Raw genomic sequence first — 14,027 nt, forward strand, 5'->3', positions numbered from 1 at the left:
TATTGTCCATTATCCATTTTTAGTGTTGGGGGTATCGTGTATCTTTTTGAACCATTAGATCGCATAATTCGTCAGTATTTGCCAGCCGATAAAATTGAGCTGGTCAAACGTGCCTTTATTGTTGCCAGAGACGCCCATGAGGGGCAGACTCGCTCAAGCGGTGAACCCTACATTACGCACCCTGTTGCCGTTGCAGGCATTATTGCGGAAATGAAACTCGACCACGAAGCCGTGATGGCGGCGCTTTTACATGATGTAATTGAAGATACGCCTTATACCGAAGAACAACTTGCAGCTGAATTTGGCAAGAACGTTGCCGAAATTGTGCAGGGGGTTTCTAAACTCGATAAATTAAAATTCCGCACTCGCCAAGAAGCACAAGTAGAAAACTTCCGCAAGATGATTTTGGCAATGACCAAAGACATCCGCGTGGTGTTAATCAAACTTGCCGACCGTACTCATAATATGCGAACGCTTGGCTCATTACGTCCAGATAAACGTGTCCGCATTGCGAAAGAAACGCTCGAAATTTACAGCCCTCTCGCCCATCGTTTAGGCATTACACATCTGAAAAATGAGCTGGAAGATCTTTGCTTCAAAGCGATGTACCCGCACCGTTATAACGTGCTGAAAATGGCGATTGAAATGGCACGCGGTACGCGTCAAGACTTGCTTGCAACTATTTCTCACGAGTTAGAAAGTCGTCTCAAAGAAGTGGGGATTCCTGCTCGCATTTACGGTCGAGAAAAGCATCTTTACACCCTTTATCACAAACTTCGCCAACGCGATCAACGTTTCCGTTCGATTTTGGATATCTATGCTTTCCGCGTCGTGGTAGACAATGTAGACAATTGCTACCGAGCATTGGGGCAGGTACACGCTTTGTATAAACCGCGCCCGTATCAAGTGAGAGACTACATCGCCGTACCGAAAAGTAACGGTTATCAATCGATCCACACATCAATGATTGGGCATAAAGGCTTGCCGATTGAAGTGCAAATCCGCACCGAAGAGATGGATCAGATGGCAGAACTTGGTGTTGCTGCATTCTGGCAATATAACGATGAGCAAACTCACGCCACCAGCGTGCAACAAAAAGCGCAAAAATGGCTACAAAGCATCATCGAATTGCAACAAAGTGCAGGCAATGCGGAAGAGTTTATCGAAAGCGTAAAATCAGAGTTGTTCTCAAACGATATTTACGTATTCACACCGAAAGGCAGAATTGTAGAATTGCCAGCAAAATCGACCGCTATTGACTTCGCGTATGCGGTGCATTCAGATATTGGTGATCACTGCGTGGGTGCGATAGTAGATCGCCAGCCATATCCAATTTCACAGCCGTTGCAATCGGGGCAAACAATTGAAATTGTGACCGAAGAAGGGCGTTATCCGCATCCAAGTTGGTTGAATTTTGCAGTAAGTGCGAAAGCTCGTTCGAAAATCAAACAAGCCTTAAAACAACTGGATGCCTTAGACGAAGCCTTAGAAACTGAAGAACCTGAGGAAATTCACGTAGAATTAGTGTTAGAAATTAAAGACCAACCTGGTGTGTTAGCAAGCCTCACCAATACGATTGCATCACTTAATAGCAATATCGGCTCGGTGCAAAGCTACCCAATCGAAAACGGCAATTACCAAGTGAAATTACAAATTTCAGTTACTGACAACGCTCATCTTTATGTCGTTATTCAACGATTAACCAAGTTGAGTGGCGTAGTGAAAGTCGATAAGCGTTAATCCAATTTTCAAGCGGTTAAATTTGCATAATAATTTACAAAAATGTTGGCAAATTTAACCGCTTTTTATTTCACTAGCGACAAAAACCGCTATAATGGCACGAATTTTTGACATAAAAAGGAACGTTATCAATGTTATATCCAAGCGAAGAATTTTTATACGCACCTATTGAATGGGTTGACCACAGCGAAGGTTACACCGACATTCGTTATCACAAATCAACCGACGGTATTGCAAAAATCACCATCAACCGCCCGGAAGTGCGTAACGCTTTCCGTCCACAAACGGTAAAAGAGATGATTCACGCATTCGCAGATGCTCGTTTTGATGAAAAAATTGGCGTAATCGTGCTTACAGGCGAAGGCGAATATGCTTTCTGTGCAGGCGGAGACCAAAAAATTCGTGGCGACTACGGCGGCTATAAAGATGACAGCGGCGTGCACCACTTAAACGTTTTACAATTCCAACGTGACATCCGTACTTGCCCGAAACCAGTGGTGGCAATGGTAGCAGGTTATGCCGTAGGTGGTGGTCACGTGTTACATATGATGTGTGATTTAACCATCGCTGCAGATAACGCGAAATTCGGTCAAACTGGCCCGAAAGTGGGTTCATTCGATGGTGGTTGGGGTGCAAGCTATATGGCTCGCATTGTAGGTCAGAAAAAGGCCCGCGAAATCTGGTTCTTATGCCGTATGTACGATGCGCAACAAGCACTAGATATGGGCTTAGTGAACACCGTTGTGCCTTATGCTGATTTAGAAAAAGAAACCGTGCGTTGGTGTCGTGAAATGTTACAAAATAGCCCAATCGCGCTGCGTTGCTTGAAAGCGGCATTAAATGCAGACTGTGATGGTCAGGCTGGTCTTCAAGAATTGGCAGGCAATGCGACAATGTTGTTCTATATGACAGAGGAAGGTCAAGAAGGCCGCAACGCGTTCAACGAAAAACGTGAACCTGATTTCAGTAAATTTAAACGTAATCCGTAATCTCTATTACTTCCTTACAAGCGGTGGCATTTCGTAAATTTCTTGCAAAATCTCACCGCTTTTTCCTTTTGGTTTGAACTATGTCAACGCGTGAAAAAAAGCAAAAAAACAGTCGCTCTCTTTGTTCTCGATTGCTGACCACAGGGCTCAAATTAGGCGTGGTTGGGGCGAGCTTTATAGCAGTTTATGCCATTTATTTGGACGGAAAAATCCGTACCAAAATGAACGGACAAGTCTGGCAATTGCCTGCTGAGGTTTATGCTCGCATCGAAAGTATCACTCTTGAAGAAAATCTCACGCTTGAGCAAACCAAAACCGCCTTGCTAGACAACGGCTATCGTCAGGTATCGCAAATTGTTGCCCCTGGCGATTTCAAAATCGAAGGCAATAATATTGTGGTGCTACGTCGCGCCTTTCCGTTTCCTGAAAATCCTGAAGCACAGCGTGTCTTACGTTTGCGCTTCCAAGATGACAAGTTGACTTACATCGAAGACTTGGGTGCTCAACGTTTGGTGGAAGAGTTTAGGCTTGACCCAAAACTAATAGCGATGTTGCACTCAGAAAGCGATGAAGAACGCCAAGCGTTGAAATTGCAGCAATATCCGTATTTTCTGATTCAAGCCCTACTTTTAACCGAAGATAAACGCTTTTACCAGCACGACGGTATCAGCCCGATGGGAATTGCTCGTGCGTTAGTAGCGAACTATCAAGCGGGCAAAACGGTGCAGGGGGCAAGTACACTCACTCAACAGTTGGTAAAAAATCTCTTTTTGAGCAGCGAAAAATCACTAAGCCGTAAAATTAACGAAGCCTTGATGTCGCTGATTTTAGACGCACGCTACGACAAAAACCGTATTCTTGAAACCTATTTAAACGAAATTTATTTAGGGCAGAACGGTAGTTATCAAGTACACGGCTTTGCATTGGCAAGTCAGTTCTATTTTGGGCGACCAATCCAAGAAATCACCCCCTCACAAATGGCATTATTGGTGGGAATGGTAAAAGGTCCTTCCCTTTATAACCCATGGCGACATCCTGAAGCGGCACTTGAACGACGCAATGTGGTGCTCAAACTGCTTCAAGAAAATCATGCGATTAGCCAAAGCGACTACGAATTTCTAGTCAAACAACCGCTGGGCGTAAAAGAAAAAGGCACGATTTATCGCCAACAACCTGCCTTTATGCAAGCGTTGAATATGGACTTGAAAAATGAGTTTGGAGAGAACCGCTCTGCTTTACTTTCTGGTGCGAAAATCTTTACCACGCTTGACCGCAAACAACAGCGTTCTGCTGAGCAAGCAGTGATTAACGGCTTGGAAGAGTTGGAAAATTCAGATAAGAAAATCAAGGACTTGCAAGCCGCTATTGTGGTATCGGAATATCGCACGGGTAAAGTGCGCGCGATTGTGGGCGACCGTTTAACTCAATACGCGGGCTTTAACCGTGCGATCCAAACCAAACGCCAAATCGGCTCATTGGTGAAGCCTTCTATTTATGCAATTGCGTTGTCTGATCCGAAAAATTTCCGCTTGAATACGCCGATTGATAACAAACCGATCACCATTACTATTAAAGGCTCACCACCGTGGTCACCCAAAAACTACGACAAACGCTTTAGTGGCTCAGTGATGTTAATGGATGCGCTCGTTCGCTCGCTTAACATTCCAACTGTAAATATTGGAATGAAATTCGGCTTGCGAAAAGTGATTGCGAAGCAAAAAGAGATGGGATGGGACAAAGTGGATATCCCTGCTTACCCATCAATGTTGCTTGGTTCTTACTCAATTTCACCGTATGACGTAACCAAATCTTACCAAGTGCTTGCAAATAATGGCTTGAGAGTGCCATTAACAACTATAGAATCTATCACAGGCTTTAACGGCAAACCGCTTTACCAGCGCAATATTGAAGATGTGAGCAAGCAGGTGCTCCCTGAAGAAGCAACAACACAAACACTTTATGCAATGCAACAAGTGGTTGAACGAGGCACAGCTCGTAGCCTGCAAAGTGAGTTTGCCGACTTACGCTTGGCAGGTAAAACAGGGACAACCAACAACGCGCGCGATACTTGGTTTGTGGGGATTGATGGCGAAAACGTGGCAACGGTATGGCTAGGTAAAGATAACAATGCCGATACGTATTTAACGGGTTCAAGCGGGGCATTGTATGTTTATAAAGAGTATATCCGCCGTGCCTTACCGCTGAAATTTAACTTGCCGAAAATGAAAGATATTCAATGGGTAGGAATTAACAGCTACGGCAGTATTGCTTGTGAAAGCGGGCGACAAATTCCAATGTGGCGTGACCGTGGGCAAATTTATTGCTCCTCTGGTGGCTCAATTGTGGAAGCCCAAAAACCAACAGTGTTAGATGCTCTCTCACTTGGAAAATCTAAAACAGAGAATACCAAGGCGGAAGTTTCCGAAGAACAACAAAGCATTCCATCGGAAGAAATTGCGCCAGTAACCGAATAGATTGAAGCCCAAAGCGGTTGATTTTCGTAAGAGATTCGCAAATTCTCTCTTAAAATCAACCGCTTTTTATTTGGCAAAAATACTATCTGCCTACTAGCGTCCTAGTAATGAAAAAGCCCGCATTACTGCGGGCTTCTCGTTATTCTAAGAAACTAACAAATTACATTGTTACTTCTTTTGAACCTTGTACTTGAACTTCAACACGACGATCTGGTGCTAAGCAAGCGATTAACGCTTTACGACCTTTAACTGCATCACAAGTGTTGCCAGTTACTGGGTTAGCTGAACCGTAACCTACTGCAGTTACGTTCGCTGCATTTTGACCTTTAGAAACTAAGTAGTTAGCTACTGTTTCTGCACGACGTTGTGAAAGTTTTAAGTTAGCTGCTTGTTTACCAATACGGTCTGCGTGACCATTTACTTGGATTGCTGGGTTAGCTAAACCTAAAGCGTTGATTTCGTTGTTAGCTGCATCTAAAGCTTGTGCTGCTTCTGGTTTTAAGTTTGCTTTACCGAAAGCGAATAAAACATCAGAGCTGAATGAGAAGTTTTTAGATACTACTTCTGGAGCTGCTGGAGCAACTGGTGTTGCACCTTGACCGAAACGGTAGCTTAAACCTGCAGATACTGAGTGTAAGTCTGGGCTATATTGAGTATTTTGCCACGCCTTATTAGTTGTTTTAGAGATAGCTTTGTCTAAGTTACCTACTTTATTCACGTATTGGTATTCGATACGTGCTGCTAATTCTGGAAGAATTGCGTACTCAACACCCGCACCTAAAGTTAAAGATGGTTTTAAGTTGTGAGCTTTAACACGTGAATCGTGAGCAACTGTTGGTTGAACATAGTAGTCGTTACGGATTAATGCAACACCTACTTTACCGTAAACGTCTAAGTTAGGTAATACTTCGTAGCTTGGTTTTAAGCTTAAGTGAGCACCGTGTGCTGCATGTTTTGCAGCACGTTTTTCTTGGTTGTTGTCACCAGGGAATGTTGTATTACCACGTGCACGACCAAAATAATCGTAACCTAATTCAGCTGCTAAACCAAAGTTATCTTGGTTTAAGATTTGGTAACCACCAAATACGCCATAAGTTACAGTATTTTTATTAACACCATAACCACCGTTAAATTTAGCATTTGGTTGGCTTGACTCAAATTGTGTGAAACCATCACGGAAGTTTGCCCAACCAGCTTTAGCACCTGCATAGAAAGTGTTAGCTTGTGGAGCTGCTGTTGCTGCTGCTGATGCAGCTAATACTGCTAATGCAACTAATGATTTTTTCATTTTATGACCCTCTATAATTTGTCATTCCATGTAATAAAATTTTCCAACATAATAAAAATGTTGAATCTTAACCACGCCTTTCATCTTCTTTTGATAGAAAGACTAAAGAAGTGAAATGCCGAATATTTTTACTTTATAACATAAAGAAAAATAGCCTTCACTCATTCTTGTCCTTAAGAAGATGGGCAAGAATGCGTGTTATTATCTAAAGAAGTTCGCTTAAGATCAATAATTTTCTGTATAAATAGCATACAAAACCCCATCGAATGGTTATTTTGCAATCAATCTGATATTTATATCAACAATGCTATTTTAATAGGAAAAATATCAAGAACTTAGCTAAACTGCATTTATTATGGGGATGATATAAAATAAAATCAACTTTCTTGACGTAATTTTACATAACAGAAAATTAACGCCAATAAATAATAAATGGAATGGAGTTTTTATTTATTGATTTCACTTCATTTAAAAATATCTTCGTTCCCATTCCCCCCATTTCTTGCTAAGATGCAAACGATTTTATCTTTATATAAAGGAACAAAAAATGATTCCTAGACTTGCAAACACTCCAGACCAAAATCCTTTAGTTCAGCAATATCTTAACGAACTTACCGAACAGCATTTTTCAGGCGATATTGCCTCAAGCTATGCCGACCGACTTTCAATGGCAACCGACAACAGCGTATATCAACGCATGCCACAAGCGGTACTTTTTCCGAAATCGGTTACCGATGTAGTGATTCTGACTAAAGTCGCCCAAAAAGAAGCCTATCAAAGCCTCACTTTCACACCCCGCGGCGGTGGCACAGGTACAAATGGGCAGTCGCTCAATAACAATATTATTGTCGATCTCTCCCGCCATATGACCCAAATTTTAGAGCTAAATGTGAAAGAATGCTGGGTTCGCGTGCAAGCAGGCGTGGTCAAAGATCAGCTTAATCAATTCCTCAAACCACACGGTTTATTCTTCTCACCCGAACTTTCTACCAGTAACCGAGCTACGCTAGGCGGGATGATCAACACCGATGCATCAGGGCAAGGCTCGTTGCAATATGGCAAAACGTCCGACCATATTTTGGCAATCAAATCGGTGTTAGTAAATGGCGAAATTCTAGAAACGCAAGCGGTTAAAACCAAGAACTTTTCTACAAACCTTGAGCAACTACCACTTTCTAGTTTAGGCAAAAAATTACATAACGAGGTCTTTGAACGTTGTAAAACGCTACGTCCGACTGTTCTCAAAGAGTTGCCACAACTGAACCGCTTTATCACGGGTTACGACTTAAAAAATGTCTTCAATAATGATGAAAGCGAATTTAACCTTACCCGTATTCTGACAGGCTCAGAAGGTTCGCTTGCCTTTATTTGCGAAGCGAAACTCAACCTTCTGCCGATTCCGAAATATCGCACGCTGATTAACATCAAATACAACTCGTTCGATGCCGCACTCCGCTCTGCACCAATGATGTTGCAAGCGAAAGCCTTATCCGTCGAAACGGTCGATTCCAAAGTGTTGAATTTGGCGAAACAAGACATCATCTGGCACTCGGTGTCGGATTTAATCACCGAAGATCCAAACAACCCGATTTTGGGGATTAACATTGTTGAATATGCCTCCAGCGATCTCGAACAAATCGAAACGCAAGTTCAAGCCTTGTGTACTAGCCTTGATGAAAAAATCGCACAAGGGGAAAGCGGTCTAATTGGCTACCAAATTTGCAAAGAGTTAGACGGCATCGAAAAAATCTACGCAATGCGGAAAAAAGCGGTGGGCTTGCTTGGCAATGCAAAAGGCTGGGCAAAACCGATTCCCTTTGTGGAAGATACTGCTGTGCCGCCTGAAAACCTTGCCGATTACATTACCGAATTTCGTGCTTTATTAGATAGCCACAACCTTGCCTACGGTATGTTCGGGCACGTGGATGCTGGCGTGCTACACGTTCGCCCTGCCCTCGATTTATGCGATTTAGAACAGGTCAAAACCTTCAAAGCGATTTCCAACCAAGTAGTGGAACTCACCTATAAATATGGTGGTTTAATTTGGGGCGAACATGGCAAAGGGATGCGCTCCTACTATGGCGAACGCTTTTTCGGCGAAACGCTTTGGAAAGAACTGCGCTACATCAAGCAACTGTTCGATCCGCAAAATCGTCTCAACCCAGGCAAAATCTGTACGCCATTAGATTCTGACGCGGAGCTCTACAAAATCGATGCAACAATGCGAGCCGATTTCGATCGCCGTATTCCAATTGCAGTGCGTGAAGAATTTAAAGGGGCGATGAATTGTAACGGCAACGGCTTATGCTTTAATTTTGACGTGCACAGCACGATGTGCCCGTCGATGAAAATTTCGGGCAACCGCCTTTATTCCCCGAAAGGACGAGCAACGCTCATCCGCGAATGGCTGCGTTTGCTTGCCGATCAGCAAGTTAACCCTAATGATTTGATTTTTGAAAAACGCTCAAAAGCAGTGAAATTAACCGATTTTGTGGCAAAAGTACGTCATTCATTCAAGAAAACGCAGGAATATGATTTCTCACACGAAGTAAAAGCAGCGATGGATACCTGCCTTGCTTGTAAAGCCTGTGCCAGCCAATGTCCAATTAAAATTGATGTGCCGACTTTCCGCTCACAATTTAATGAGCTTTACCACCAACGCTACCTTCGCCCTGCGAAAGATTACGTGGTGTCAAACTTGGAGTTTATCGCCCCTTTAATGGCAAAAGTCCCGAAATTTTTTAATTTCTTCAGCACCAGTCATTTGGCAGAAATCGCCGCCAATAAAACAATTGGAATGACTTACTTGCCTGCCCTTTCCGCGCCAAACTTGCAAAAGCAATTGGTAGAAATTGGCTATCAAGGCGAAACACTTGAAAATCTTGAAGCTCAACAGGCAAGCGGTCAATTTTCCGCAGAAAATTGCCAAACTGTACTCGTAGTGCAAGATCCATTTACCACCTTCTACGATGCAAAAGTGGTGGCAGATTTCGTTGCCTTTATTCAAAAACTCGGCTTCAAACCCGTGGTCTTGCCATATAAACCAACAGGTAAGGCACAACACATCAAAGGCTTTTTGACTAAATTCGCCAAAACTGCCAAAAATCAAGCGGATTTCTTAAACCGCATCGCCAAACTCGGCTTACCGATGGTGGCAATCGATCCTGCATTAACGCTTCTTTATCGCGATGAATACCGCGATATTTTGAAAGCGGAACGCGGCGATTTCAAAGTGCTACTCGCCCACGAATGGTTGATTGAGCAAATCAAATCAGGCGTATTAGACAATTGCAAAAAAGCAAAAGAAACCGACCGCTTGCCGTGGCATCTATTCGCCCACTGCACCGAAACCACCGAACTTCCTACCTCAAGCAAAGAGTGGCAACAGATCTTCGCCCATTTTGGCGAAACGTTGGTAAGCGAGAAAGTAGGTTGCTGCGGAATGGCAGGCACATTTGGGCACGAAACCGCCCACGTGGAGATGTCAAAAGCGATTTACCAACAATCTTGGCAACAAAAACTGAAAAACGCACCGCTTGAACGATGCTTAGCGACAGGCTACTCTTGCCGTTCGCAAGTGAAACGAATGGAGCATCAACAGATTAAGCATCCAATACAGGCTCTATTATCCATTATCTAATCGTAGGGTGTGTGAACGCAGTTCACGCAGGCTTTATTTTGCGGGCGTGGATTTTTCAAATCCATACACCCTACTTTTCAATAAACTCCGAGGAACCCATGACCACCATCTGGAAACAAACTGCCACCCCTGAACAATTAAATCAACTCTGCCAAGGTAATGCTGTTGGGCATTTAGGCATTCAATTCACCCAAATTGGTGAAGATTGGCTGGAAGCAGAACTCACCGTAAACGAAAAAACCATGCAGCCGTTCGGCGTATTACACGGCGGCATTTCTGCTACGCTTGCTGAAACGGTAGCAAATGCAGGCTCGCTTTTAGTGTGCGAGCCGCATCAGATCGCTGTTGGAATGGAATTGAACATCAGCCACTTAAAATCGGTTAAAGCAGGTAAAAAAGCGATTGCCCGAGCTTACCCGCTTAAATTAGGGCGTGAAGTGCACGTGTGGAATATTGAAACTAAAGACGAAGAAGGAAATTTGTGTGCGGTAGCACGCTTGTCTACTAAAGTTTTAGATAAGCCAGCAGCATAAAAATCCAAGAAAAGCCGTAAAAGTGAGTTGGATCTACCCGCAACCTATTATAAAATGCTCTTCTTTTATCCATTCACTTTCATTAACAAGAGAAATTCCCTATGAATTCAAATCGTAGTTTACTGGTGATGGGATTGTTATTAGTGTCGTTCCTATTGTTTACACAATGGCAACAAGATTTCAACCCTGAAATTCAAGCACAAAAACAAGCTCAGATCCAAGCTCAACAACAATCTCACGATGTACCTGCATCAAGCACTTCACAGCCCGCTGATGTGGCAAGCGTTAAAGGTAAAACCATCACGGTTGAAAGCGATGTATTACGCTTAACCATTGATACGCTTGGTGGTGATGTGGTGGACTCTGATTTGCTTAAACACAATGCAGAACTTCACTCAAACACACCTTTTGAATTATTACAAGATAACGCTAACCGCGTTTATATTGCTCAAAGTGGCTTAGTGGGTAAAAACGGAATCGATACGGTTTCTGGTCGTCCACAATACCAAACAACTGCAGAAAGCTTCAAATTAGCAGAGGGTCAAGATGCGGTAAGCGTGCCTTTAACTTTTGAAAAAGATGGCGTGGTTTACACCAAAACTTTCACGCTTAAACGTGGTAGTTACAATGTTGATGTGAATTTCAACATTAAAAACGGTACAGCAGAAGCCATTGAAGTACAACCTTACGGTCAGTTAAAACACACCATCGTGGAAAACTCTGGCAACTTAACGATGCCAACTTACACAGGCGGTGCGTACTCTTCTTCAGAAACCAACTATAAAAAATATAGCTTCCAAGATATGGAAAAAGCGGGTTTATCTGTTGAAACCAACACAGGTTGGATTGCAGTATTGCAACACTATTTCGTGTCTGCGTGGATTCCTGCTCAAGACCAAGCGATGACCTTATTCACTCGCGTATCTGATGACAAACGTTTTGCCACTATCGGCTATCGTGGTGCGGTAACAACCGTTGCCCCGAATACAGAAGCGAGCATAAACACTCATTTATGGACGGGTCCGAAAGATCAAAAAGAGATGGCTGAAACCGCAAACCACTTAGATTTAACCGCAGATTACGGCTGGGCGTGGTTCATTGCGAAGCCATTATTCTGGTTATTAACCACTATCCAAAAAGCTGTGTCTAACTGGGGTATTGCGATTATCTTAGTGACCATCGTGGTGAAATCAATTCTTTACCCATTAACCAAAGCACAATACACCTCAATGGCAAAAATGCGTATGTTACAGCCGAAAATCCAAGAGATGCGTGAGCGTTTCGGGGATGATCGCCAACGTATGAGCCAAGAGATGATGAAGCTTTACAAAGAAGAGAAAGTAAACCCAATGGGCGGTTGTTTACCAATCTTAATCCAGATGCCAATTTTTATCGCATTATATTGGACATTTATGGAAGCAGTGGAATTACGCCACGCACCATTCTTTGGCTGGATTCAAGACTTGTCGGCACAAGACCCATACTACATTTTCCCAATTTTAATGGGTGCTTCAATGTTCTTGTTGCAAAAAATGTCACCAACACCAGTGGCAGACCCAATGCAACAAAAAGTGATGACCTTTATGCCAGTGATCTTCACGGTATTCTTCCTGTTCTTCCCAGCAGGTTTAGTACTTTACTGGCTAACCTCGAACTGTATTACCCTGTTCCAACAATGGTGGATTTATCGCCAATTAGAGAAAAAAGGGTTACATTCACGTAAGAAAAAATAATTGATAAAAAGCACGCACAAGCGTGCTTTTTTATTGTGAGGGAAATGCTGATATAATCAGGCATCTGCAATGCGATACCTCCCTTACCCCTTGTGAGAGAGAGTAAATTATTAGAATATCATTCTTCTACGACTAAGCGGTCAAATTCGCAAAACCTTTTACCAATCGACCACTTTCAACCAAAGGAACAACAATGAAAGAAACAATTGTCGCCCAAGCCACCCCAATTGGTCGCGGGGGCGTGGGAATTTTACGCGTCTCTGGGCCTCTTGCAAATACTGTTGCCCAAGAAGTGCTTGGCAAAGAACTCAAACCTCGCCTAGCAAATTACTTGCCATTCAAAGATAGTGATGGCACGGTATTAGACCAAGGCATCGCCCTCTTCTTCAAAGCCCCAAATTCCTTCACGGGCGAAGATGTGCTTGAACTGCAAGGGCACGGCGGTCAAGTCATTTTAGATATTTTGCTCAAACGCATTCTGGAAATCAAAGGCGTACGCATTGCCCGTGCGGGTGAGTTCTCTGAGCAGGCATTTTTAAACGACAAACTCGATCTTGCTCAAGCTGAAGCGATTGCCGATCTCATTGACGCCACCAGCGAACAAGCTGCTCGCTCAGCACTGAAATCACTACAAGGCGAATTTTCAACTAAAATCAACCGCTTGGTGGATAGCGTAATTTACCTCCGCACCTACGTGGAAGCGGCAATCGACTTCCCTGATGAAGAAATCGACTTCCTTGCAGATGGCAAAATTGAAGGGCATTTGAACGACATTATTTCACAGCTCAGCCAAGTTCGCCAAGAAGCAAAACAAGGGGCGATTTTACGAGAGGGGATGAAAGTGGTGATTGCAGGTCGCCCAAATGCGGGAAAATCTAGCTTACTCAATGCCTTGGCAGGACGCGAAGCCGCTATCGTGACCGACATTGCAGGCACAACCCGTGATGTGTTGCGTGAGCATATCCATATCGATGGAATGCCTCTGCATATTATCGATACTGCGGGCTTGCGCGATGCAAGCGATGAAGTGGAACGCATCGGGATTCAACGTGCGTGGAACGAAATCGAGCAAGCTGACCACGTCTTATTGATGATCGATAGCACCGAGCAAAAAGCGGACGATTTCAAAACCGAATGGGCAGATTTCTTGGCAAAATTACCGCAAAATATGCCGATTACCGTCATTCGTAACAAGGTCGATTTATCAGGCGAAATGGAGGGCTTAGAAGAAAAAAATGGAGAAAAAGATGGAGAAAAAGATGGCTTCACACTTATTCGTTTATCGGCTCAAACCAAAGTGGGCGTAGATTTATTACGGGATCATCTGAAAAAATCAATGGGCTACCAAAGCACCACTGAAGGCGGTTTCCTTGCCCGCCGCCGTCACTTGCAAGCACTTGAGTCTGCCGCAGAACATCTGGAAATGGGGCACGTGCAACTCACCCAATTCCATGCAGGCGAATTGCTCGCCGAAGAGTTACGTATGGTGCAAAACGCGTTAAGCGAAATCACAGGGCAATTTACCTCAGATGATTTACTTGGCAATATTTTTAGCTCGTTTTGTATTGGAAAATAATTCAATTGTAGGGGCAAATTACATTTGCCCCAAATTGTTGGTATATTAGGGCAA

General features: G+C 43.5%; 8 protein-coding genes. 7 read left to right on the top strand and 1 reads right to left on the bottom strand.

Features of this window, described 5'->3' with window-relative positions:
* Positions 1 to 36: 36 nt before the first annotated feature.
* The 3 genes from B0184_RS03085 (at position 37) to mrcB (ending at position 5,203) form a co-directional block, all read left to right on the top strand.
* Entirely contained in the window at positions 37 to 1,740 is a 1,704-nt protein-coding gene (locus tag B0184_RS03085; RefSeq protein WP_078177605.1) for a bifunctional (p)ppGpp synthetase/guanosine-3',5'-bis(diphosphate) 3'-pyrophosphohydrolase, read from the top strand.
* Positions 1,741 to 1,871: 131 nt separating this feature from the next.
* Complete coding sequence (menB, locus tag B0184_RS03090) at positions 1,872 to 2,729, top strand: 1,4-dihydroxy-2-naphthoyl-CoA synthase (protein ID WP_005709561.1); 858 nt, start codon at positions 1,872 to 1,874, stop codon at positions 2,727 to 2,729.
* Between the two features lie 80 nt (positions 2,730 to 2,809).
* Complete coding sequence (mrcB, locus tag B0184_RS03095; protein WP_005709417.1) at positions 2,810 to 5,203, top strand: penicillin-binding protein 1B; 2,394 nt, start codon at positions 2,810 to 2,812, stop codon at positions 5,201 to 5,203.
* Between the two features lie 160 nt (positions 5,204 to 5,363).
* Here the strand turns inward: mrcB and ompA are convergent, their stop codons facing one another.
* Positions 5,364 to 6,491 (bottom strand): porin OmpA, encoded by a 1,128-nt coding sequence (gene ompA / locus B0184_RS03100; protein ID WP_005709502.1) that lies wholly within the window; start codon positions 6,489 to 6,491, stop codon positions 5,364 to 5,366.
* Positions 6,492 to 7,038: 547 nt separating this feature from the next.
* Here ompA and ydiJ point away from each other — a divergent pair.
* From ydiJ to mnmE, 4 genes are all read left to right on the top strand, one after another.
* Positions 7,039 to 10,131 (top strand): D-2-hydroxyglutarate dehydrogenase YdiJ, encoded by a 3,093-nt coding sequence (gene ydiJ / locus B0184_RS03105; protein ID WP_005709493.1) that lies wholly within the window; start codon positions 7,039 to 7,041, stop codon positions 10,129 to 10,131.
* 98 nt (positions 10,132 to 10,229) lie between these two features.
* Positions 10,230 to 10,664: a PaaI family thioesterase gene (locus B0184_RS03110; protein WP_005709395.1), complete on the top strand. Its 435-nt coding sequence runs from the start codon at positions 10,230 to 10,232 to the stop codon at positions 10,662 to 10,664.
* Positions 10,665 to 10,765: 101 nt separating this feature from the next.
* A complete protein-coding gene (gene yidC / locus B0184_RS03115) occupies positions 10,766 to 12,397 on the top strand; it encodes a membrane protein insertase YidC (RefSeq protein ID WP_005709371.1) in 1,632 nt (543 codons plus the stop codon).
* Between the two features lie 193 nt (positions 12,398 to 12,590).
* Positions 12,591 to 13,973, top strand: a complete 1,383-nt coding sequence (gene mnmE / locus B0184_RS03120; protein ID WP_005709559.1) for a tRNA uridine-5-carboxymethylaminomethyl(34) synthesis GTPase MnmE — start codon at positions 12,591 to 12,593, stop codon at positions 13,971 to 13,973.
* Positions 13,974 to 14,027: the final 54 nt, after the last annotated feature.

The organism is Haemophilus paraphrohaemolyticus (assembly GCF_002015045.1).
Lineage (GTDB): Bacteria > Pseudomonadota > Gammaproteobacteria > Enterobacterales > Pasteurellaceae > Haemophilus_A > Haemophilus_A paraphrohaemolyticus.

What these genes read in the sequence shown, in the direction of transcription:
- menB (WP_005709561.1), top strand. Translation starts at nt 1,872, where the DNA reads ATGTTATATCCAAGCGAAGAATTTTTATACGCACCTATTGAATGGGTT.
- mrcB (WP_005709417.1), top strand. Translation starts at nt 2,810, where the DNA reads ATGTCAACGCGTGAAAAAAAGCAAAAAAACAGTCGCTCTCTTTGTTCT.
- ompA (WP_005709502.1), bottom strand. Translation starts at nt 6,491, where the DNA reads ATGAAAAAATCATTAGTTGCATTAGCAGTATTAGCTGCATCAGCAGCA.
- ydiJ (WP_005709493.1), top strand. Translation starts at nt 7,039, where the DNA reads ATGATTCCTAGACTTGCAAACACTCCAGACCAAAATCCTTTAGTTCAG.
- B0184_RS03110 (WP_005709395.1), top strand. Translation starts at nt 10,230, where the DNA reads ATGACCACCATCTGGAAACAAACTGCCACCCCTGAACAATTAAATCAA.
- yidC (WP_005709371.1), top strand. Translation starts at nt 10,766, where the DNA reads ATGAATTCAAATCGTAGTTTACTGGTGATGGGATTGTTATTAGTGTCG.
- mnmE (WP_005709559.1), top strand. Translation starts at nt 12,591, where the DNA reads ATGAAAGAAACAATTGTCGCCCAAGCCACCCCAATTGGTCGCGGGGGC.